Origin of the sequence: Ohtaekwangia koreensis, from assembly GCF_900167975.1 — a bacterium.
Taxonomy (GTDB): domain Bacteria; phylum Bacteroidota; class Bacteroidia; order Cytophagales; family Cyclobacteriaceae; genus Ohtaekwangia; species Ohtaekwangia koreensis.
The window spans coordinates 2899105-2924665 of the sequence record NZ_FUZU01000001.1 but is presented as its reverse complement, the minus strand read 5'-3'; the positions used below and the strand labels follow the sequence as shown (position 1 = coordinate 2924665).

The window sequence follows — 25561 nt, the reverse complement described above, 5'->3', positions numbered from 1 at the left end:
TATTTCTTAGTTGTAGTTTATTTAATGCTATAAAAGAAACTTCGAAGCTCGTCTGCAAAGACATCCGGCACTTCGAGGGCAGCGAAGTGTCCACCTTCTTTCATCTTCCTGTAGCTTGTTACATTCACAAAACGCTCTGCCCATTCTTTTGGAAATTGTGCTTCTCTGGGAAAAAGTGATATGCCCGCAGGCACGTTGCTTTTCTGCAGTGGTTGAGCGCCACTCCATTGAGCCATAGCATCAACTTTATACATTCTCACGGAGGTTCCAATAGTTTGTGTTACCCAATAGATCATGATGTTGGTAAGCAAGGCATCTTTATCGCCAAACGAACGCTCCAGTAAATCAGTTGTAGCTCCACTATGAACGAAGCTAAGTATCCAGCCGGCAAGTGCAGCAGGTGAATCATTCAAGCCGTACGCCAACGACTGGGGCTTAGTGGAATGAACCATGGCATAGGCTCCCTCTGCGTACCACCATTGTTGTACGAACTGTGCAAATTGTTTTTCAGCTTCGCTCATAGTAGCCGGGTCCTCCTGCCCCATCGGATAACCTATATCAGTGAAATGTACGCCCGCCACGATTTGAGGATATTTAGAAGCCAGTGCTTTGTTAACCCCCATGCCTATATCACCACCGGCAGCATAAAATTTATCGTAGCTGAGGTTTTCTGTCATTAACACTTTCCACAGGTCAGCAACTGCTTCGCTGGTTAAAGCGACTTTGTCAGAAAAACCAAAGCCAGGAATAGACGGTATCACCAGATCAAAACTTTGCTCGCCTTCTGTTAGCAGTGGAATGATTTTATGAAAACGGTAATAGCTGTCAGGCCAGCCGTGCGTTAAGATGAGTGGCTTAGGATTTTTACCTTTTCCTTTGATGTATTGAAAGTGAATCTTTACGCCCTTTACCTCTGCGGTGTATTGTGGGTACTTATTGAGAAGTGATTCTTGCTTGCGCCAGTCATAACCGGTGAGCCAGTATTGAACCAGACCGCGCAGGTAAGACTCGCTGGTACCAAAATTCCAGCCAGAACTCTCGGCTTCGCCCGGCCACCGCGTATTTTGTAATCGTTTTTTTAAATCATCCAATACTTGCTCAGGCACATTTACTTTAAATTCTGTTACGTTTTTCATGGGGGATATTTTTTTAGTTTGACAATAAGAATTCGTGATGTTCAATATGAGTAACACGACCAGGACCGAGTACAATTTGTTCATATGTCTTTTTAGTTATGGGGTTTGTAGAAACAAAGCTATTACCATATGAAAATGTCCGGAATGGAAAATTGACGTGAGCGTTTTTATAGGTATGGCGATCGGCTAAGAAAAATGATAAACTAAAGCCGTGTGTATTCTGATGTTTTAGGAACTCGTAAAGATTAAAAGATTTCAGATTTAACTTCTTCTGCATTTCTTACCTTATTTACGAAGAAAACAACTTTAAATTTATATCTGTATATATAGTTTCGGTCTGGTATAGTTTACTTCGTGACTTCCGGGTGTATGTTCCAGGGAAGATACCGGGCGGAGATCCACTTCACATCATAGTCCGTGCTATAAAAAACGTATTGATTGTCCGGTGTGAGGTATGTGCAATACTCGTAGCTCTCGGTATTGAATTTGTTACCCATGTTCCTGGCCGGTGCCCAGGTGCCATCACTTTTACGAGATGTATAGTAAAGATCACCACTACCGTATGAATCAGCCCTGCCAACGGAAGTGAAGATCAGATGCTGTTCATCTGGTGAAATCATCGGATCGTGTTCCATCTGTTGGGAGTTGATGGCCGGTCCCAGGTTTTCCGGTGTGGTGTAAAGGCCGTTGATATACCTGCTTACATAGATGTCGTGTGATCCCAGTGTCCCAATACGATTGGATGCAAAGTATATATTTCCGTTGGTAGAAAGCGAGACGTAGTATTCGGTACTATCCGAGTTTACTGCTTCCAGATTTTCAGGGGCTGTCCATGAACCATCATCCTGTGGACGAACGAACCAGATATCATAATCCGAAACAGTATCGCGGGCATGCCGTGGTCTGTTGGATATATAGTATAGAGTTCCATCACAGGTAAAGAAAGGGTCAGCCTGTGAATACTCCTTCTCTGTAAAGGGTGCCAGTACGGGTTTGTTCCATGTGCTTTCGTTTCGTTCAGTCCTATATATCATCCATTTTCCCTGGTTTGATCTGGAGAAGTAAAAATGCTTCCCGTCCGGAGAGAAGGCTGCATTAAAGTCAAGCGAGTCACCGTTTACAATGCCCGGTAGAAAAGGTATAACGACAGAATCAGGTTGGGGTTCGGGATAACGAAAAGAAGTTGGAGGACCAGGTTTGAGGGTACATTGAGTCGTTACAAGGGTGATCGTAATAAAGAGAATGATTCTCATGGACACATTTAAAATCATATGTGGTCAGGAGTTTTTTGTTTTTCTGTGATAGTATTCGAGTGCTTTTTCGCGGCTGCCGCATACCTTCATATCACACCACCGGCGGGTGCCATTCTTAGAGGTGTCCAGAAAAATCCATCCGCAGCGTGGGCACTCCTTTATCCGGTGGAAGTCTTCACCGGTCAGGATATCGAAAGCAGATTTCATAATGATATTTAATGGCTCCTCGACTGACACTTCATCGCTGTTAAATTGAACCACAGTCGTGCTGGCGTTAACGTGTATGACGATCTTTTGAAAAGCAATGGAAAGCCGTTCGTTGAATGTGTTCACCGCCGTTTCATCGGGTGATTTACCTGCGGCGATGGCTGAAAAAAGCTGGTATAGATTTTCGCGCACGTCAATAACATCACCAAGCTGTACTGAAGCTAGCCGCTGTTTTGCGGCGGTATATTTGCGGATTGCCTGTAATCTTTTTCCACGAAGCGCCCCTGCCTTTGCTGACCACTTGAGAAAATCCTCGAATGTCTTCAGATACTCAAATTCTGGTGCTGGCTTTCGCGTATTTACAGTGTTAATGAAATCAAATGCAAGACATCCTCCGTCCAGTTGAAGATTTTCGAGTGTTCTCATCACAATAGCCTATAAACTACTTTACCATCTAAAAGTGTTTTAAAGGTAAAGTATATTTTTCACCTGTAAAACACTTTTAGGTGGTAAAATCATCATTAAAGGCTTTTCTGCTATTTATACTAGCCATTCGATTGAACACGCAGAGAGAGTATACTTGACTTTAGTAATGATTTTGTTGGTGAAAGACTGTAGTTTCACCATCTGGACAGAATCATGAAGATCCGTTGATGGGCGTTGCTTTAGCAGACACACGCGACACGTGTGCAGAATTATTCTTTACAAGTAAATCTGTGACTCCTAAGAGTCACAGATTCTTTAAATTCAGTCCTTGCTTAATGGTACCAATACGTGATACCCTGCAAAACTGTATTTCTATTTAGTTATAGCGTCTTACTTTTTACTTATATGCTTCAATAAGGGCATCTAACATAGGTTGATCCTTCACCGTATTATTAGATCTGTCTAACATAAAACCGATTTCCCAATAGAATGGCATAATACCATTCACTCTAGCCTGTTTCGTCACATAATATGTCCAGTCATTTACAGACTTGTTATGCTTATCCAAATCCTTAGGAAGATAATCCGCGTTGTTAATGGCATTCCTCCTCCAGGCTGCATATTCACCTAGAATCACAGGGATACCTTTATCAACAAACTTCTGTTTAATCTTTTGGAATTCAGAATCAATCACATCCTCTTCTCCATGAGTAGCGTTGCGTTCCGGCTCAATAGTAGAATGATTCCCTTTCCCCCAGTAGTAAAACATGTTCCCCCAAGTTGCATTTCCACCGGTTAACTGTGTAAACTGAAAAGGCGTATAGTCGTGCACCTCGACCATTAACTTGTTAGGAATATTGTCTGTTGGAAGAGTATTCATAAGATCATAAGTTTTAGTAGGATCAGTACTAGGCCCCTGCACTACCAACACCCGGTAACTGTTCCTGCCTCCGGTGGCACGAACTGTCTTGATGAATGTCTCGTGATAACCATTAAGTATGGACATCTGCTCGGCATTTTCTACCGGAGGTTCATTTGCGCTGGCAAACATCAAGTGCTCATCAAAATCACGCATGGTTGTAGCAATCTGCTCCCAAAGCGCCTTTTGCTTCGCGTTAACGGCATCTTGCCCTGCTTTATTAATATGATCATCCAGCCAACGGCCATCCCCGTGAATATTCAGCATCACATACATATCGTTATCTACACACCATCCAACCACTTCTTTTACCCGATTAAGCCACACAGGGTCAATTTTCGCTTTCTCTGGATCGATTGAATGATTTGAACTCCAGGTACAGGGAATCCGTACAGCATTGAAACCTGATTGCTTTACAAATTTCACATACGATTCGGTAATTTTACTAGTCACCCACAGAGCTTCGGTTGGGGCTTCCATGGTATTGCCAAAATTTATTCCCATCGTCATTTTTGCTGCCAGTTCTACGGCCGTGCTACTCATTCCTGTTTCGTCTGGCGGTTTCGGGGATAAATTATAGGAAGGGTATAGCTCGCTTGCCTGAGATACTACAAGACGCCTGGACTGGCCGTTGTCTGCGCTAACGGTCAACATAGCAGTTCGCCTGATGCCTGTAGTATTTCCCCCTGCATTTAGTTCAACGGTGCTAGTACCAGGCTCACCACTGGACTGACTGATCCCGAGCCATTCTGCAGAATTACTGATGCGCCATTTTTCGTTACACGAAATGGTAATCTCGGACGTGCCTCCCAATTCCGAAATGTTAATCTGCGGCGTGCTTCCCCCCGTGGGGACTGTAATATCAGATCCCGAAACCGATAGTACTGGAGTCTCATCGTCTTCCTTACAGCCTGAAATAAATACAACCGCAAGTAGCATCGGCAGCAAGAACTTTTTGTAAAGTCCATTCATCATAAATGTTAGATTTAATTAGGTTTAAAATTCGATTTACTGGTTTTGTGACTAAATATTTGCTGGTGCAATGGATTTCAAATCGAATAACCAGTAATCGTTTGCAGGTTAAAGATATTCAGACCATAAAGCGGATATGTCTAATTTAAGGACATCTGAAGTCCAAAAAAGAGGCGTAAAAAGTATAAGAGGGATATGCGATTAATTTGGGATATCAGGAAGCTTAGAGATGTGTTGTAGAGGTTGCGAAAACTGGGCAGCCTGTGAACGGGGAATACGCTTGGCGCGTCCGTTATCTGAATTGACAAGTCAAAATGGTAGAACTGTACCATTTGGCGCCTGCTATGATTTTAATAGAGGCATTCCTTCTATTGCCATTGACCTGGCTTAGTTGCAACCATGTGGGAGCAGAATTAGTGATCGTCCAGCTATCGTTGGTAACAATGGAGACTTCGACTGTATCCTCCTTCGGCGTTGATTGAAAGTTCGGATGGAGTCACCGTCAGCTCAGGTGTTACCCTTCATCCTTTTTACAAGACATGAAAAATACAATCGCGACAAAAAAATACCAGAAGTTGAAATCGACACTTCATTCTCGCCTTGACAAAAGGAACCCCAGGTATATATATACCTGGGGGTATTTTCCTTATGAAAAGTAATCAATCGTTACTGCTTCAATACTCTGAACAACGGGCACAAAATTTTGACTTCTATTTTTACTTTACTATAAAGTTATAAAGCTCAAACTCCGTCTTACTTTTATGTTTAAAGCCAAGCTGCATACCATCCTCTGTAAGGGTAATAAGATATGCTTTCGACCAGTCTACATTGTCCCAACCCATATTGAGAGGTACGGCATCAGTGAATGTTATCGTTTTTGCATCGGTATCTAAAAAATAGCTGCCGGCAAAAATTCCATTTTTACCGTCAGCAAGTCCCTTTTGATTTACAGTTAAACCAGGTGTTACTGGTACCCCTTTAATATCAAAGGTCATAGTACCGTAGTCTTTTGGCTCAGGCATCCAGCCTTGCCAAGTTGGTTCCCACGTCCAGCAGTTTCCACCTGGCTTAGCACATTCCTTGTTCCACCGTAATTCGTCTCCCGAAAAAAAGAGTGGCCCAGCGAATTTTTTAGAAACTCCCGCGGCATTGAAATCGATCGTCCAAGTTTTTTGGTTGCCGATACCCCCCGAAAGCAGCGTCCACAATGGATCTTTGTAATACTCCAGGATAGCCGGATCAAAAATTGGAATGCCATATATAGTGCTGCCTATGCCAGTGGTATAGGTGATCTTGTTTGCCAGTGAAGCATCTCCGCCCGAAAAATCGTCAGGTACTTTCACAATAACACTTGAATCGGTATAAATAACATTCGTCAAATCAGCTTCTACACCCTGAAAATTTATACTCGTAGCACCATTCAAATTAAGCCCAACGAAATTTATAAGCTGGCCGGGCGCTACTGAATTTACAATCGTATCGTTCGGTGAGTCGGCATAGTTTCTAACATGAGTAATTATCGGACTGCCGGTGATGTTAATTTCATAACTGGTCGTTCCACCCTTGCCTACGGCAGTAATTATATGAAGCTTGTCTTTGGGCACTGACAGAAACGGAATGGAAGGCACCTGCACGACAAGGGACTCATCAGTTGAAAAAGCTCGATTGAAAGTGGCCGGGATACTTCCAAAGTACACTTGTGTTACTGCGCTCATATTTTTTCCTTGCAAGACTACCCACTGTCCGTCATGTAACGATGTAATAAGGGTATCGTCTGGTGTAGCGGCATAATTACGAACTTCGGTGATGAGAGGCACTTCCATATCGGCATCGTCATCTTTGCAAGCTGTAATGAAAGTTAAAATCACCACCATGCACAAAAGCTGCAAAATGCACAGGCGGTTATATAATAGGTTTTTCATAGATAATGCTTTCATGTTGATTAAAAGGAATAAGGTACCGCGGGTTCCAACAATAGTGGATTGGCAGTTACCTCTACAGAAGGTACAGGTAACTTAAATGTATTGGGGGTAGCGGGTGTAATAACCCCATACGAATCTCCCGAAGTTACTTTACCTGTAGTACCATCAATTTCGATATTAACTCGACGGTCATCACCATTAAGGCGCTCCAAAGCCTTTGACGGATTGTAATATGAAAGTCTGACCATGTCAAACCAGTATTCGCCTTCACCAGCCAGCTCTATTCTTCTCTCTTTGAATAACGTAGGCTCGTTAATCGAACTAACTTCATCAAGACCTGCCCTTTTTCTTATTTGATTAAAATACCCTAATGCTTGTGCATCAGAGGTTGTTCCATTATTACCCAGAACAGCTTCGACATAAATCAAGTATACGTCAGCAAGTCTCAACAGTATAGTATGTTCAGGAGAAGAAGTATTGGTCATTAAAGGCAGGTTAAGGTCCTTCTCATTACCAATAATATGCTTCTTCAAACCACTATTGCCAGTGAATTTAAGACCACCTTTTGTAACACCCCCTTCAACGTAAGTTAAATTCGTGTTTAATTCAGGGTACTTGTCATTTTTATACATGAACGTAGCCTTGCGTCTCAGGGAATCAACTTCAATGGAGTCATTAGCAAGATCGAGGTATTGAAGGTACATATCGTACGTTGCTTCAATACCAAAAAAACCACCACCACCATTGATTCGTAACGCATTGCTGTAAAGCTGCAGCATGTTACCACCGTACCAGCCTCCGCCATTTGTTGGCCACTGATGAGCAAATAAAGACTCTTGATTATCGTTGTTTTGATACTTGAAAACATCGGCATAATTGGCTAATAATGACAAGCCACTATTCTCACAAACATTGCCTGCATATAGCTTGGCACTATCGAGGAGCGCCTGATCGCGCGTGCCACTTTGATTCAAACCTGCCTGTGTCAGGTAAACTTTAGATAGCAATCCTTGGGCTGACCATGTAGTAACCCTGCCTTTATCCCCGGTTTCCGGTAAATTTTTTCGCGCAAATGTCAGATCATTAGCAACAAATTTATATACATCACTGGCATGATTTCTAGGAACCAGCGGATTGTCAAATAAATCTCTACTGTCTTCAATAATAGGAACATCGCCCCATAGTCTGGTCAGCGTAAAGTAAGCATAGGCACGCATAAACTTTGCCTCTGCAAGTGCAGCATTTTTATCTTCTTCCGCGATGCTCTCTGCAGCTAATTCTTCTATCGCATGGATAATGGTGTTGGAGTGTCCAATTAAATTATACATCGTTTTCCATTCGGTATTCAAATTAACGTTATAGCCGTTCACCGAAAATGTATTTAGTTCAACTGCTGGCCCATTATATCCAAGGATCATGTTACCGCCCAAAACTTCACCAATTGGCAAATAGCATTCGGCAGTCCATGCACCCCATATACTGCCACTATATAACGATGCAGTTGCCTTCTTGAGATCCTCATTAGTTTTATAAAAATTATCGCTTGTTACTGCTGACAGTGCAGGACGATCTAAAAATGAATCACTGCACGATGCTAAAAGAACAGACGTGGCAAGCGATAGATAGATTATTATAGATTTTGTCTTCATAGATTCTATAATGATAAGTTTAAACCAAAAGTGATTATTCTTGGCTGCGGATAATAGCCATCATCAATACCTGCATATAGCGGGTTCCATGATCCAATTTCAGGATCCATACCCGAGTATTTGCTTATGATAAACAGGTTTGTGGCGCTTGCATACACCTTTAAAGATTTCAGGTGCATTTTTTTGGTCAGACTATTTGAGAATGTATAACCCAAAGACACGTTTTTAAGCTTCACAAATGAACCGTCCTCAACATAACGATCCGATACTCTTTGGTTTCCATTTGTTCTGTCATTTCTCAGTCCAGGTATCTTCGTGTCTGGATTGGTTACATATACATTGTTAATATCGGAAGCCGATCCGTTTGGATCCACCAACGCGAGTTTTGCATAATTTTTTACCCCCGTAAAATAGGTGGTATTCACTTGTGGGTCTTCGTGTGTCTGACGCGTTACATTATATACTTTGTTACCAATGTTGGAAGTGAAAAATATATTTAAGTCAAAATTCTTATAGGTAAATGTGTTATTTAACCCCAACTGCACCTTCGGAAGTGGAGACCCCAGATAGGTTTGATCGCTTTCATCAATAATTCCGTCTCCATTCAAATCCTTGAATTTAAGGTCCCCATACCAAATACTACCCGCTGCGTTAGCAAACGGAATCGCTTCGTTGTTCCTCACCGGTCTTGCATGCGGCAAAATACCGTTTGCCTCATCGCCCAGTACATCTGTTGGGGTTGCAAAAACGCCCTCTACGATATAACCATAAAATTCTCCCAAAGACCTCCCTGGTACTGTTCTGGAATATGCAGTGTTAATGGAGGCATCTTCAGCATTCAATGCAGTTATTTTATTTCTGTTACGCGACACAGTAAGGTCTGTTCTCCATGTCAAGTCTTTACCTCGGATATTATCAGAACTTATTCTAAAGTCGAATCCTTTATTCTCCATAGAACCTATATTTACATAGGGAGCTTTTAACGAACCAGGAGGCCAGCCAGAGGTAGCCGTTCCTGAATACATTGGCAATGTGATTTGCATTGCAAGATCATTTGTCTTGCGATGGTAAAAATCAACTGAGAAATTTATCCGCCAATTGAAAAAAGCCCCATCAAGACCGATATTATTATAAGCAGTTTGCTCCCATTTCAAATCAGGGTTTCCAATTTCATCGTTTACCAAAGCTATCCCCCCAAGACCTGTTGAGGCCGTAATAAGCGTACTTGCGTATGAATAATCTCTACCACCAGCCCGGTTAGTCAAACCCGAACTCAAACGCAGTTTCAATTCATCGACGCTTTTTACACCTTCAAAAAAAGACTCGTTATTTATCTTCCATGCTAACGCTCCAGAATAGGATAGTATCCAACGATTTTGTTTAGCGTACATTGAATTACCATCATACCTGGCATTGCCCGTGAACAGGTATCGGTCGTTCAAACCGAAATCCAAACGGCCGAAATACGACTCTATTGCGGATTGGCCCTTGCCTCCACCGTTCGTTGCTGTTGCCGGGTCACCTGCTCCAATGGTCTGAACTGTGTTTGTAGGAAAATCCATGCGTGTCGCACTTAGTTGCCTCCAATAGTTTAATTGCCACTCGTGCCCAGCCATGGCTGTCAATTTGTATTTCTCGCCAAACGAATGGTTATAGGTAAGAACGGTACTCATTTCTGAGTGATTAAAATCATTATAGTCAGCGGTACCATCATTCCTTTCTTTTATAAGGTTACCCATTACATACGATGGGTTAAAGCGGTCTCGGTTATATATGGAAAAATTTCCCCCGACAACATTTTTTAAGAGCAAACCTTTCGCAAGGTCTGCTTCAACATAGGCGTTTGCATATACCTGCTTGCGGTTGGCCTCATCTTTATTAATTAACGCCAGGGCTAAAGGATTTTCTATTGGCGGCACCCAACCATTGTTATTGTATGCGCCACCCCATGAACCATCGGAATTCTGCACGGCAATATCAGGGGTCATGCTCAGTGCTCTCCAAATAACTCCTGAACTTATAGCGTTGACTTTTTCGTCAATATTTACCAACTGAAGACTTGTGCCAATTCTCAACCACTTGGTTGTTTTATTATCCAGATTTAACCGGACAGACGTTCTGTTAAACTTTGATCCGAAAGCAACACCATCGTTTTGATAGTATGTTCCAGATAAATAGTAGCGCGTTTTTTCATCTCCGCCACTTAAAGAAATTGAGTGCTCGCTAACACGTGAAGTTCTGAATAACTCTCCCTGCCAATCCGTTCCTTTACCTAAATACTGGGGATTTGCAAATTCAGGTCTGGCATCAAAATTCCAGGTAGGTTCTGCTGCTCTTTCGTTTAAGAAGGTTGCATGTTCACTCAAATTCAGAACTGGAAGTGTCTGTATTAGTCGTTGAAACCCGGTATAATACTGATACGAAACTGTTGGAGCAGCCTGCTTTCCTCTTTTGGTAGTGATTAGTATAACACCATCAGATGCCTGGGCACCATAGATTGCTGTGGAGGCAGCATCCTTTAATACTTCGATAGACTCAATTTCTGATGCATTGATACCTGCTAATGGGTTCATGCCACCATCTGTAGAACCGGCAGTACTAATTCTTATGCCATCGATTACATACAGTGGGTTGCTGCCCCCCAGCGAAGTTATACCCCGAATTTGCACCGAGACACCACCACCGGGTTGTCCGGAGACTTGCTGGATCACCATGCCTGGGACTCTACCTTGCAGTGCCTGCTCCAGGGTGCTTACATTTGTTCTTTTTAACTCATCACCCCTAACGGAAGATATGGCGCCTGTGAGATCTTTTCTTTGCACTTCACCGTAGCCTATAGAAACTACTATCTCCTCAAGGGTTTGTACATCTTCAGTCAAATTAACATCCACAGTTGTTTGCTGTCCTACTAGAATCTCCTGATGTTTATATCCTATAAAGGAAATAACAATTATTTCATCGGGTCTGGCAGAGATTTTGAATGCTCCATCTGTATCCGTTACCGTTCCAATGGATGTACCTTTAATAATCACACTGGCACCCGGTATAGCAGAACCTGACTCATCTCTCACAATACCGGTTACGGTTTGCTGCGCCAGAACCTTAAGGCACACGAGCATAATTAGTACAGAGATGCCTAAACGTCTGTAAAGTTTTTTCTTCATACGAAATTGGTTTGGTTAGGGTGTTTTACTTTTACCTTGTTATCTAACTTCCGCGGGGATGCGAAATCATTTATGCGATCGATTCCGGGATAATAACACTGTAATCGTTTGCAGTAAATATGTTTGGGTTGTTATTACAACAAGTCCAATACAATGGTATAAGAAGTCTACTTGCCGAATAAGAGATTTTTTGTGAGTGTTTTTGAGACGTTTCAGCTAGTCCAGCGGGGACGCCAACGCGGGAATGAATGGGCAGATACTAAACGACGGACTGGCCGGACCGTTTCTTTACGAGTCGATTGGTGGCTTTATAGTACGTTAAAGTGGAGCCCCATATGTCATGGATACAGGAATAAGTATATTAGAGCTAACACGCATAAAAGCGCTAACGCTAAGAGCGTAAACTCGGTCATTGCAAGCCATTTGAGGCGTTTGTTATTTCGAGGATTCATAAAAGAGAAGGCAGCGCAAATGTAAAGGCACGCCTCTTGCCGGCAGGGACCAATAATCTAATTCACAGGTGCTAATAGTATAGTCGGGAAAATACTTCAAGCAAAATTGATCATTTGATGAAACTCTATTGCTCTTGCTTTTTTGACGACGCGTAATCGGAGGGCAGCATATTATACTGTTCTTTAAAATACTTCGTGAAATACTTCGGGGTATTGAAACCAACCTTATAGGCAACCTCCCGGACCGATAACTGGCTTCGTTCCAGCAACTGCGCTGCGTGTTGCAAACGGATTGTTCTAATAAACTCAAGGGGAGTCTTTCCGCTTAAAGCAAGAATCTTCTTAAATACGTAAGCGCGGCTGATACCCAGTTCCATTCCCAGATCTTCTATGGAGAATAAAGGTGACGATATGTTCGCCTCGACAACCTGGACAGCTTTTTCCATAAACTTAACATCCAGCGGGGTTATCTGAAGTTCGCTTGACTTAATGTCGAATGTCTTTCGAAAGGTCTTTTGGGATTTTTCACGTTGGCTCACTAAATTACTAATGCGAGCTTCCAGTACCTCGAAGTTGAACGGTTTGGAGATATAATCGTCGGCTCCGGTTTTGAAACCCTCGATGCGTTGCTCCTCACTGTTGCGGGCCGTCAGCAGAATGACCGGAATATGAGAAACGCGCTCATCCGATTTGATCTTTGTGCACAATTCGATGCCATTCATCTGTGGCATCATGATGTCACTCACGATCAGATCCGGTTGCAGAGATAGGACAAGATTCCACCCATCAGCGCCATTGCCAGCCTCGTGTATGGTGTAGGAGAATTTCAAATTGTCCCGGAGATAAAACCGAAAATCTTCATTGTCTTCAATGAGCAGCAATGACTTCTTCCGGCTTTTACCCGTTTGATTTTCAAAGCGTGTGTCAGAGACCAAAGTTTCCGGGTCTTCAACAGGGGAACATTCGATTACTTCTGCAGGGGTTGCCATTTGGTCTACTGGGATTTCGCGCAAAGGCAGGATCACCTTGAAAGAGCTCCCCACTCCTACTTCGCTTGTCACCTCGATACGGCCACCATGAATTCTTACGAATTCCTTGGTGATAGAAAGACCAATTCCACTGCCCTGGTTTACGACACTTTTTGGAACATCGGTCTGAAAGAATGGCTCGAAGATTTTGTCGAGTTTGTCCTTGGGTATACCAATACCATTATCGCTTACATCAATTACCAGCAGTTGCTCACCGTTTTCATGCAAGAGTTCTGTCCTCACGGCTACCCTGCCGTTGTCCAGGGTGAATTTGAATGCATTCCCCAGGAGATTGAATAGAATTTTTTCCAATTTATCATGATCGAAAAGCGTTTCGTGACACTGGACGGCATTGTCAAAAACCAGCTTTATATTTTTCTTTTCTGAAAGATCAGAAAACGACAAAACGATATCCTTGATGAAGGCTATCACATCGCCTGTTGCCGGAGTGAATTTTATCTCATGAACCTCTAACTTTTTAAAATCAAGCAGTTGATTGACCAAATTCATCAGACGCTTTCCATTGCGATGGACCAGTTGAAATTGCGCCAGTTGCTCGGGGTCTTTTGATTTTTTGATCAGTCGCTCAATGGGTGTGAGTATAAGCGTCAATGGCGTTCTGAACTCATGGCTTACATTGGTGAAGAACTTTACTTTCATCATATCTAGCTCATGAATTCGTTGCATCTCATGCCGCTCCTGAGAGATCAGAAATTTCACGCGCTCACGCCGCTGAATAATTTTGCGCGTCACAAAAAGAAGGCAAATCACCAGCCCCCCATAGAGTATGAAAGCCGTCTTGGTCTTCCATAGCGGAGGCTCAATGATGATGCTTAGCACCGCATCATGCTCACTGGAGATGCCATCGCTGTTAGCAGCTCGCACGCGTAATATATAGCGCCCGGGGTTTAAGCTGTTGAATACGATTTCGTGGTTCTTCGTATCTGCTGGCAGCCATTCGTTACTCAATCCTTCCAGCAAGTATGTATAGTGATCACGCTCGGGGTTGAAATAATTTAAGGCTGAAAATTTTAACGAGAAGAAGCTCTTGTTGGGAGGAAGCGTAATCTGCTTTGTTTCCGAAACAGATTTCTCCAAAATAACTACCCCATCGACTTGCTCTCCTATCCCAACCGGCTTTTCATAAAGCTCGAGGTCTGAAAAAACGACTTTGTCTATTATGAAGTCTTTGCTCTGTACATTTCCGCTAAGGATATTAAAACCTGTAGGGCCACCGAAGATAAGCTCACCCTTTCGCGTTTTGAAGCCCGCATTAAAATTGAACTGTCTTCCCTGTAGCCCATCTAGCTCTGTGTAGTTTTTGATGGATGCACCCGTTAAGGATTTGCCTGGGAGTGTTATTTTAGAAAGTCCGTTTATGGTGCTGGTCCATATATGTCCCAGGTTGTCCTCTTTCACCATTAAGACAGCATTGTGCGTTGAGCTTGCGTTAATTGCCCTGAACCCATTGATGGATTCGTCGAAAAGATTCAGGCCATTGGAAGTCCCAACCCACATGCGTCCCTTGGAATCTTTGAGAATATCCCGAACGCCGCTGCTGCTGAGTGAATTTGGTTTAATTGAATGCTCGTAGTGCGTAAACGTTTTGCCATCCGCAGTCAAAACATCGATTCCTCCAATCGTACCAAACCAAATGTTACCGTGACGATCTTCAGCAATTGCTTCGATCGTTACCGCTTGCAGCGCATTGGGACCCCACATTCGAAGCCTGTGAAACGTTCCGGTTTTTCGATCAAAAAGTGCAGCCCCGGCATCCAGGGTACCGATCCAGATGCGTTTTTTTGAGTCTTCGAATATCTCCCAAATATGAGGACTTAGAAGGGATGTAGTGTCGGCTGGAATGCAATCAAAGCGGGTGAATTTCTTACCATCGAACTTGTTAAGCCCTCCTTTGTATGTTCCAATCCACAAATTATCCTCTCCGTCCCGGTACAGACTTACAATAACATTCGCGCTAAGACTATTTCTATTACCCGGCTCATGCAGGTATTGCTTGAATGTTTTCTTTTGGCGATCAAAGTATAAAAGCCCACCGCCGTTGGTCCCAATCCAGAGATTTCCTTTGCTGTCTTCCTCAAATCTATTAACATCTTCAAAAGGTAAACTGCCCGGGTCGGTCGTATAGTGCTTATAGATATCAAACTGGTAAATATTAGGATGATAATAGCTTACGCCGCGTTTATAAGTACCCACCCAAACAATCCCCTGATCATCTTTGTACAAGCAGATTACCGAATTGGATGCAAGACGGGTCTGGTCACCATCCGCGTGCAGGATATATTGAACAGTGTTTCTTTTTTTATCTATTATATTAATACCGCCATGGTCGGTTCCGACCCAAATCAGACCATTTTCATCCTCCAGTAAACTGGATACAACATTAGTATTGAGTTGCAGAAAAGCAGAGCCAACGGCAACACGCTTCAGGGTCTTTTCTTTCACATTATATAGAAAAACACCTTTATCAGAATTTGATATACAAAACCAAAGGTCTCCATCTTTATCGGCCAGCATCCGATAAGTTGTGTGGAGTGTTTTGTCAAGATCGTGAAGAAGTGAAATGCGTTGCACCACGATCCCCCGTTGGTTCTCTATGGCTATCTTTTCGACAATGCCGTTTGAATGTATTACCCAGCGATTGCCTTTTTTGTCGACGCAAAAATCAGTGATATCGTCTTTAACGATTGACAGCGGATCAAAACTGTTGTTTTTGATAACAACATATCCTTTTTGACCGGGCCGATATTGTATCAGTTTATCGGGCTCTACAAACCAATAGGAACCATCGGTATCAAGCACAATATTATAAAGGCGCGGCGATGTCCCGTATTTCTCAAAAAAAGGTTTCAGGTGGCGGATAAACGCTTCCTTTTCCGGATCATAAAGTGTCAGGCCTGCCGAGGTTACCATGGCCAACATTCGGTCTGGGGTCTCAAAGATTTTGTAGGCGCCTTCCCCGGGAAGAGATGTGGTATCCAGGGGGTCGTTGATGAAAGACCTGATGGTATAGCCATCAAAGCGGTTTAAACCTACGGCCGTGCCGAACCAAATAAAACCGCGGCTATCCTTGTAAATGGTCCAAACATCGGGGTGTGATAAGCCATTCTTTAAGTCGAGCTGCCTGAATCTGAATTGCCGGCTTTGGGCCGACAGATCATTGGTTGCCGGAGCAAAAACGAGGAGTAGGAATATAGCGCAATGTACCCTGAACATAGATTTAAATTTTGTAATGCCGGGCCTTTGCGAAAGCATTTGTTTTTTCTTCGCAAAGCCGACTTGCTCTATGCCCTGCCCCGGTAAAGCCATACACTCCCAACTTTCCCAATTACGAGGTGCAACGCAAAAGCAAAAGATCAAATCAAGAAAAATTCCTAGACTCCGATGGGATGCAAAAGTATAATTTACCTCCCCATTCATATCGTTCAAGCACACGGCCGGCTTACGCCATTTCGAATGACACCGGGTTAAAACCAAATATTCCGTTAGCCAAGTTATGCTGCTCCCAACAATAGAAAGATCCGGGAAACTATCAATCTGCCAATAATCAATGATTTAAGGGAGGACATGAGCCTATTTTTCAAGTAATATACTATTTATACCCTTTTTTGAGCCGTCTGATACCCTTAGTTGCATGTCGAGTGTTCTGATTCTGCTTCTACGGCTTAAATTCAAGGATTTCAGCAAAAGTTTTCATAATTATCGATACCGCAAACGTTGTTTTACTATTTTTTATACCCTTTTCTTAGATTCTTTCGTGTCTTCAAAGAGTTTACTTTATCCCGCCACCTTAAATCTTATGACATAAGAGTTATAACTACTTCCGGTTAATTATCATGACCGTAGTTGCGCAATACGGAAGTGTCTTTTTGCCGAAATACATTGAAGGTGGAACAGATTTCAAACACAACTAACCCCTTTGACTATGCGAAAACCATTACTTCAGATGACAACCATGTGCCTGATTTGGGCATTGTTTTGTTTAAATACAGATCTGAATGCACAAAGTACTGCCAATTATGTCTGGAAGAATGCACCAATTGGCGGTGGCGGATTTGTTACGGGTATTGTTACCCACCAAACATCCGGCGATAGGTATTGCCGAACGGATGTGGGTGGAGCCTACCGCTGGGATGCAGCCAACAATAAATGGATTCAACTACTTGACTGGCTCAACGAGTCTGAAAGTGGATTTATTGGCGTGGAGGCTTTGGCACTGGATCCGCTGAATGCAAATAATGTTTATATGCTCTGCGGCACCGAGTATATGAACAGCGGAAGAACGGCTATATTGAAATCCACCGACAAAGGAAATACCTTCACTTACATAGATGTTACCTCCAAATTTAAGGCACATGGTAATGGATACGGAAGAGGGAACGGAGAACGTCTTGCCGTAGATCCCAAAAACAGCAACATATTATTCTGCGGAACCAGAGCCAACGGATTATGGAAGAGTACGGATGGTGGCGTTACCTGGAACCAAGCATGGAACGGCGTAACCACTACTACCAACGGAAACGGAATATGTTTTGTTTTGTTTGATCCTTCAAGCAGTGTTGTAAACGGAGCTAGTGAAACCATTTACATTGGAGTTTCCCGCACAGGTGGTGGGAACATCTACAAGAGTACAAATGGCGGGGCCAGCTTTACTGACATTTCTCCCAACAATGGCTTTATGCCGCACCGGGTAGCGCTACAGGGTACTACCATGTATACTACCCTTTCCGTTGAACAAGGGCCCCATATTTCAGGAGATTATTCCGGCACTACCCCTGCTAATGATATGGGCAGAGTATACAAGCTCAGCACAAGTACGGGAGTATGGACAAATGTTACCCCAGCACATCATCCTACGGCAAAGTATCCCTATGGTGGCGTAAGCATAGACCCTTCCAACATCAACAGAATACTGGTTTCGACATGCGGCATGTATTGGAACAACCAGTACGGCGGTGGCTGGGGAGACTTTATTTTCCTCTCTACCGATGGAGGATCGACCTGGACCCTTAAGAATGGCACTAACGCCACATATAACAATAACGGCATGGCATGGACTGGCAATGGTTCGGTTAACTGGATGGACTGTATCGAGTTTGACCAATCCAATCCTTCAATAGTACGGGTAATAGGCGGAGGTGGTGTATATACCTGTTCCGACATTACAGCTACTAATCCTTCATGGAAGTGTGATGTGATCGGAATTGAAGAAACCGCATTCCTGGACGGGGTAAGTATACCCGGAGGGCCTTTTATTTCTTCTTTCGGAGACGTATGTGGCTTTGTACACGAGCCGCTGACTTCTTTTCCATCAGCAAAACTTTCTCCTACAGATGGAAATAACCAGAGCATTGCTTATGCTGCTGGCAACACAAACAAAGTAGTAAGAGCTTCGAGTGGGGGAAGCGTTATTTACTATTCTGCCGACAAGGGCTCTACATGGACGGCTTCCGCTACTAATAAGGGTCCGAACGGTAGGGTGAACATCAGTGCTGACGGAAACACGATTCTGCACTGTCCTGGAGGTTCCACAACTACCTACTACACGACCAACAATGGAGGAAGCTGGTCCAGTTGTTCGGGCGTATCGACTTCAGACGCCGTTCCGGTGGCCGACCAGGTAAATTCAAATTACTTCTATATCTATAATCCAACGAGCGGAGAGATGCTTTCCAGTTCCAATAAGGGAGTCAGCTTTTCAGTAGCAGGTACTCCTGGTACCAATACAATTGAGCCTTGGAAAAGAACAACCTTGATCCGCTCGGTGCCTGGCTTAGAAGGACATATTTGGGTGCCTCTTGGCGGCAATGGATTAAAATATTCTACCGACCATGGAACGACTTATACTACTCTTTCCAATGTATCTTACTGCACAACGGTTGGGATAGGAAAGGCAATGGCCGGAGCCAGCTATCCCACCATTTTCATCTGGGGAACCGTGTCAGGCGTTACGGGCCTTTTCAGATCAACTGACAAGGGTGCTACATGGGGGGCCAGGATGAATGATGATGCCCATGAGTTTGGAGGAGCGTCAATGCTGATCGGAGATATGAATGTTGACGGAAGGGTATACATGGGTGCAGCCGGAGGAAGAGGTGTAATTTACTGGGATCCTGCAGCATCTTCTGTGACCTATGTTTCTTTAGCCAACCGGGGTACCGGCTTGCGTATGGATGGAATTGGCAGAACCACTAATGGCTCCAACTGTGGACAATGGAGTAGCAGCGGAAGTTTTAACCAGCAGTGGGTAATAGAGACGGTTGGGAACTATGTGATGTTAAAGAACCGTGCCACAGGATTGTATCTTGATGGCATGTACAGAAATACTAATGGTTCCGCTGCGGGGCAATACAGTTATAGTGGCAGTGATGCACAATATTGGACACGCGAAACTGCTGGAAGCTATGTTAAGTTTAAGAATAAAGCCACAGGCCTATATCTTGATGGAATGGGTATAAAGACTAACGGTGCTGATTTAGGCCAATGGAAGTCAAGTAACCATGCAAACCAGCAGTGGACGATCACTACCGTGGGGAATGCAAGACAAAGTTCTCCAGAGCTTAGTGCGAATACCTCTGAGGAATTGGGCGTTAAAGTATCTCCCAATCCTTTCATCACCGATTTCAAACTTGAAGTTCCCGATGCGGATCAGCCATTTCAAATAGTATTTTTTGACACGGCGGGCAAGCTGGTAGAAACCAGCACCCATACAGGAGGCCACAAAACACTGACGTTGGGCACTGCGCTGAAACCAGGTTTATATTTCGTTCGGCTAAACGGTGTCGACTGGTCAAAATCTTTTAAAATAATCAAGGAGCAGTAGGCTTGTTTTCTGACAAATCAGGAGAATTTAACACCAACCTATGGTAGTGAGAGCATTCTCTAGAATGCTCTCCTACTCTCTCGGAAATTAACATCATCTGAGAGAAAACATTTGAAATGGAAAAAAAGCAAAGTCTTGAAAACACAAAGCACTACTACTGGTCATTATTTCTTTCGTTTTCAAGTCTGACTGTATGAGGCAACTACCACCCCTCACGACAATAGAGAGAATAAAGACTTCATCTAATTAAAAGGGAAAATGACAACAATAACAACAACAACTAAAAGCCTAAAAAATGAAAAAGACAATACTTCAGCTGACAAGAATGTGCCTGATATGGGCATTTTTGTGTTGTGTATCAATTATAGCCTTTGCTCAAAATGTTACTATTGCAGTGAATGCAACGCAGAATAAACGCCTGATCTCGCCATACATATATGGTAAAAATGAGGACTTTGACAAGCCTGTACAGTTTTATAAAGATGCGGGGCTGCGCTTTGCGCGGATGAACCATGGTAACAACGCTACGGGTTATAACTGGCGTAATAAGCTTACCATTCACTCTGACTGGTTTAACAATGTTTACTTGGCTGATTGGGACTCCCGAGCGCAAAAAGTCAAGGACAACTTTCCAAACATGCAGGCCATGTTTGCCTTTCAATTAATGGGCAGGGTGGCCTCAAACAACCAAAACAACTTTGATGACTGGAGTTATATGCAATCCCACCCGGATTTTAAGGGTTTCGGTCAAAATTTAGCCGGTGGAGGAACACCCGATCCAAACGGTGGGAATAAGGCGTTGGTGGAAGGGAACATTAATTTGTTCACCAAGGCGTGGCCGGCGGATTCTTCGGTGGGCATTCTCAATCACTGGTTTGGAGCCAATGGCAAAGGGTTTGACAAAAAACAGTTTGTATACTGGAATATGGACAATGAGGTGGATATATGGAATGGCACACATGACTATGCAATGCCAACACAGCTATCGGCCTCAGCCTTCATGGATCGCTACATTGAATTAGCCAAGAAAGCGAAAGCGATCTATCCGGGTATCAAGCTTTGCGGACCGGTCACTACCAATGAATGGCAGTGGTACAAATGGTCAAATGAAGATATATACGTAAATGGCCGGTATTATCCCTGGATTGAGTATTTCATCAAACGCCTGGGTGACGAGTACAAGGCTACCGGTATCAAACTGGTCGATGTATTGGATATTCACAGCTACCCCTGGTACAATAATAGCGATGCCGAGGCACTGCAGGGACACCGGATTTATTACGATGAAACCTATGATTTCCCGAGCGCAAACGGTGTTAAAACACTGGCTGGCGGCTATGATAACTCGATTACAAAAGAGTATATTCTCAAGCGTATAGATGGTTGGTTAACCGAGCAGTTTGGCGCCAACCATGGCATCAACCCCGGGGTAAGCGAATGGGGGACTATGTCCAGTAGCAATCCAAGCCTGGAGTCTGTTATATATGCCTCACACCTTGGAACGTTTGCAAACCATGGCGTTGAATTGTTTTCACCCTGGAACTGGTCTATCGGCATGTGGGAAACGTTGCACCTCTTTAGCAGAAATGCAAAAAAATATAGTGTTTCAAGTACTTCCTCTCTTGAAAATGCAGTATCTGCGTACTCTTCGGTAAACGAAAATGCTGACTCTTTAACCGTGATGCTTGTAAACCGCGACATGGGCACTTCCCGTACGGTGACCATTAATCTGAGCAATTTTAATGTTGCCAATGGCACCTACCAAACGCTGCAGTTGTCATCCTTACCGGCAACAGAAACTTTTGTATCACACACACAAAATGCACTGAAGTCAAATACAGTATCTGTGAATTCAAATTCACTGACCCTAACTGTACCGTCACTTTCTACAACAGCAATTCTGCTGGTTAAAACCTCTACGGTTACCTATATTGCTCTGGCTAATCGGGCTACAGGCTTGCGAATCGATGGAATGGGCAGAACAACCAATGGCTCCAACTGCGGACAATGGAGCAGTGGCGGAAGTTTTAACCAGCAATGGTCAATAGAGACGGTTGGAAACTATGTGATGCTAAAGAACCGTGCTACCGGATTATACCTGGATGGCATGTATAGAAGCTCCAATGGATCCGTTGTAGGACAATACAACTACAGTGGCAGTGATGCGCAATACTGGACACGCGAAACTGTAGGAAGCTATGTGAAGTTCAAGAATAAGGCCACGGGACTGTATTTAGATGGAATGGGCTTAAAAGCAAACGGTTCAGATTTAGGGCAATGGAATGGCAGTAATCATTTTAACCAGCAGTGGTCTGTGACTACCATCGGAAGCTCGCCCAACGGAAAGCAAAGTTCTCCAGGGCCCAGTGAGGCTACGGAATTGAACGTCAAAGTGTATCCAAATCCTTTTGCTAAAACTTTTACTATTGAAACACCAAACTCCGATGATCAGCTGCAAATCACAGTACTCGATGCCGGGGGCAAAGCAGTAGAGACGGCTACACTTTCAGGCGCTTTGAGTAAACGATCGCTGGGCGCTGCGCTCAAACCAGGTATATATATAGTTCGGGTAAACAGCATCCACGGATCACAAACATTTAAAATTATGAAAGAATAATAATTCAAAAAGCAAACAAAAAGAGGTCATCCCGGGATATTTAAGACAGGGATGACCTCTTTTTGTTTTCAAAGATCAAAGCAATTGTTGAACCGATATACGTGGAAGAAAATCGCAAATAACAACCTAATCGTTAAGAAAGTACTTTTCACAACAAGAGGATCAAATCAAAAAACAAAACGATGGTTCTTCCCTACTCAAAGAAATCATCCATGTAAAATCGACCGCACCGTTCTTACCTCAAGTAGACATACAGGAACACAATGTGCTTCTCCTCAAACTAGTGAAGCTATAAGATTACTTCAGTCTTTTTTAGTACAGCCCAGTCGTTGTGATTCTAAAGAAAATATATATCCCTTAAATCCCGAACATGAAATGCATTTGCATACCCCTATTTCATTCCAGATATTTTAAGTAATTAGGCTTCAAATCTAACGCTGAAAATCTTTGATCTTCTGATTTGCAAGGCTGACAGCAGATATCCACCGATATATATACTTCATTTAACTAGGCGCATTGCTGTTATCAATCCACCACGTAAATTGTTGTATGCATACTATATTGTAAACAACGTCCTTTCATGCGTGCGGCTATAGGTATACCGGCAGTACACATTCTTGCATCCGTAAAAATACGGGCATTGTTGTAAGCATTTTCTTTTAGAGCTCTGTGTACTAAGCCTGACACCTACTAAGTGAGCTTTGTGTTTTTTTTGTTGTGCCCTTAAATTAAACGTAAGCCTATGACAAAAAATTACTCAGCTCGATGGTATATATTCTGCCGCGCCAAAATATATATCTTGCTACTTTTATGTATACTATCCATGCATCTTTCGGTATATGCACAGAAAGCCGACACCACAAGCATGGATTACTATATGACCATGAGCCTGGAAGAGCTCATGAATATAAAAGTTTCCGTTGCCACCAAAGTCGAACAAAATATAGACGATGCACCCGGCAATATTATCGTTATCACGCGCAAGCAAATTACAGATATGAATGCCCGCACATTAAAAGATGTGCTCAATGTATTTGTGCCGGGCATGGATGCTCTGCCCGCTTCCATGAAATATGGCGATCGTGTGGAGACTGTGTATTCGCGCGGCATTAACTCAGACTTTTCCCAGCAGATACTATACCTGTATAACGGAAAAAATAAATTCAATGAGACTACGTTCGGGCAGCCACTGGGCTTTATTGAATTTACCCTGGAGGGTATCGAAAAAATCGAGATCAGCACCTCACCCGTACCCTTGCAAGGAGGAAGCGCCGTTACGATCATAAACCTGGTAACGCGCGATCAGTCCATGGACGGCACGGAAGTATTTCTCAACACGGGTTTCAAAGACGGTTTACTGAATAAAAAGGCCACCGTTGTATATGGCAAAAAAATCGATGACTGGCATATCGGAGGTTCGTTACAATTCTATGCCGATAAAGGTGTAGAGCGTAGTTCATTGTCAGGCACTGGCCCCGGCGGCAGCACTATACCCGACCCCAAGTATATGCGGGATGGTACGAAGGCTGCCTATAATTTTACGTTGAATGTACAATCACCCGACAAAAAAGTTGAGTTCGGAACCTGGTATAAATCTGCCAATCAGGATGCGTACCTGTCTGGTATACTACCCTGGACTTCCGGCTACACGCAGAACTATATCGGTAAACAACTCCAGACCTATTTGACATGGAAAGCTAGCAAGCATCTGGATATTACGGCAGGCTATATGTGGCATTACCTGGCATATCCCGGGTTTCCATTCTATAACACGCAAACCAACTTTGATACTTACCTGGAAGCAAACTATACCCATCAGCTCGGCAAGCATAAAGAGCATGCGCTTTTAGTGGGAGGAAAAATTGAACGCGAAGGACAGATCGGAAACACCTCGTACTTTTGGGACAACAGGATCAATGACTTCCGCGATACCACAGCCTATCCCCTGGCACCCAATCAAAGCAGAAATGTAACGTCCCTTTACGCCGATGATAACTGGACGCTTAGCTCGCGTTTTTCTATACTGGCAGGTCTGCGTTTGGATCACTACCACAATTTTGCTCATACGAAAATATCGGTTCTTAATCCACGCATAGGCGTATCCTATAAATTTACAGATCGCCTCACCCTAAAGGGACTTTTCGCTACCGCTCATCGCCCGCCAACATTATATGAGCTTACGGGGCAGACGCTGCTCCCACTCTATGGCAACCCCAATCTGAAGACCGAGCACATCAACAACTTTGAGATGAACATGATCTACAAAACGAGCAATGTAAAGGTAAAGATCAGTGCATTCAACCAGATATATAAGGATCAGATCATCTACCTGCCCATTGACAAAAATTTATCGGACCGCGATACCACGCAGGCCTCTAACGCCGGCAATACCAATGTGTGGGGTGCAGACCTGAGCATAAATTATTACCTGGATAAAGACTCCTATATATTTTTTAATGCAGCCAAACTCAAAACCAAAACTGCCGAAGGCACCTCAGTACATTTCCTGCCATCACTATATATCAACGGAGGCGTGAATTTTAAAATGAAGGCCGTAGATGTAAATCTGACTTCTTACTTCCGCGGAAAACGACCGATGCCTGCCAGCTATGTTATCAATACACGCGAAGCCTCCGGCACTATATTTACCTCCAACCTGTCAGTATCGTATAATCTTAACAGCGCTATCCGTTTTTATACCCTGATACAAAATCTATTCGATCGACATGACACATTCCCACTCAGCATTGATGGATATTATATACCCATGCGCGGGCGTATTCTAAATATAGGGGTGACTGCAAAAATCTAAGAACGTACCCTTACTGCGAGGAAAAACAGAACGGCCTGAGCTATCTAAATCACTATTATAACTTTGCTTGTAGAGTTATAATAGTGATTTCTTTTTTATTGTTTTGGCAACTTGCCTGCAGCGCTCTGAAAGTACAGGCACACCCACCCATGTGATTAAGCAT

At 43.4% G+C, this 25561-nt stretch carries 11 protein-coding genes; 3 read left to right on the top strand and 8 right to left on the bottom strand.

The window, feature by feature from the left end; translation table 11 throughout:
* Positions 1 to 17: 17 nt before the first annotated feature.
* The 8 genes from B5Y40_RS11560 to B5Y40_RS11525 all read right to left on the bottom strand — a co-directional run bounded on the left by B5Y40_RS11560 (position 18) and on the right by B5Y40_RS11525 (position 16455).
* Positions 18 to 1136, bottom strand: coding sequence for an epoxide hydrolase family protein (locus B5Y40_RS11560; protein WP_079686805.1), 1119 nt, complete (start codon positions 1134 to 1136; stop codon positions 18 to 20).
* Between the two features lie 347 nt (positions 1137 to 1483).
* The gene (locus tag B5Y40_RS11555; protein ID WP_159453675.1) at positions 1484 to 2389 is read right to left on the bottom strand and encodes a TolB family protein; all 906 of its coding nucleotides are present in this window, start codon (positions 2387 to 2389) and stop codon (positions 1484 to 1486) included.
* 24 nt (positions 2390 to 2413) lie between these two features.
* Entirely contained in the window at positions 2414 to 3022 is a 609-nt protein-coding gene (locus tag B5Y40_RS11550; RefSeq protein WP_079686803.1) for a CGNR zinc finger domain-containing protein, read from the bottom strand.
* Between the two features lie 397 nt (positions 3023 to 3419).
* The gene (locus B5Y40_RS11545) at positions 3420 to 4880 is read right to left on the bottom strand and encodes a cellulase family glycosylhydrolase (protein ID WP_221408904.1); all 1461 of its coding nucleotides are present in this window, start codon (positions 4878 to 4880) and stop codon (positions 3420 to 3422) included.
* Between the two features lie 749 nt (positions 4881 to 5629).
* Positions 5630 to 6835, bottom strand: coding sequence for a hypothetical protein (locus B5Y40_RS11540; protein WP_143785705.1), 1206 nt, complete (start codon positions 6833 to 6835; stop codon positions 5630 to 5632).
* A gap of 20 nt (positions 6836 to 6855) precedes the next feature.
* Positions 6856 to 8484, bottom strand: coding sequence for a RagB/SusD family nutrient uptake outer membrane protein (locus B5Y40_RS11535; RefSeq protein ID WP_079686800.1), 1629 nt, complete (start codon positions 8482 to 8484; stop codon positions 6856 to 6858).
* 5 nt (positions 8485 to 8489) lie between these two features.
* A complete protein-coding gene (locus tag B5Y40_RS11530) occupies positions 8490 to 11648 on the bottom strand; it encodes a SusC/RagA family TonB-linked outer membrane protein (protein ID WP_079686799.1) in 3159 nt (1052 codons plus the stop codon).
* A gap of 577 nt (positions 11649 to 12225) precedes the next feature.
* Positions 12226 to 16455 (bottom strand): hybrid sensor histidine kinase/response regulator transcription factor, encoded by a 4230-nt coding sequence (locus B5Y40_RS11525; protein WP_159453674.1) that lies wholly within the window; start codon positions 16453 to 16455, stop codon positions 12226 to 12228.
* A 616-nt stretch (positions 16456 to 17071) separates the two neighbouring features.
* Between B5Y40_RS11525 and B5Y40_RS11520 the strand changes: the two genes are divergently transcribed.
* The 3 genes from B5Y40_RS11520 (at position 17072) to B5Y40_RS11510 (ending at position 25398) form a co-directional block, all read left to right on the top strand.
* Complete coding sequence (locus B5Y40_RS11520; RefSeq protein WP_079686797.1) at positions 17072 to 19969, top strand: RICIN domain-containing protein; 2898 nt, start codon at positions 17072 to 17074, stop codon at positions 19967 to 19969.
* 295 nt (positions 19970 to 20264) lie between these two features.
* Positions 20265 to 22586: a glycoside hydrolase family 44 protein gene (locus tag B5Y40_RS11515; RefSeq protein ID WP_079686796.1), complete on the top strand. Its 2322-nt coding sequence runs from the start codon at positions 20265 to 20267 to the stop codon at positions 22584 to 22586.
* A gap of 742 nt (positions 22587 to 23328) precedes the next feature.
* Positions 23329 to 25398, top strand: coding sequence for a TonB-dependent receptor plug domain-containing protein (locus B5Y40_RS11510; RefSeq protein ID WP_079686795.1), 2070 nt, complete (start codon positions 23329 to 23331; stop codon positions 25396 to 25398).
* Positions 25399 to 25561: the final 163 nt, after the last annotated feature.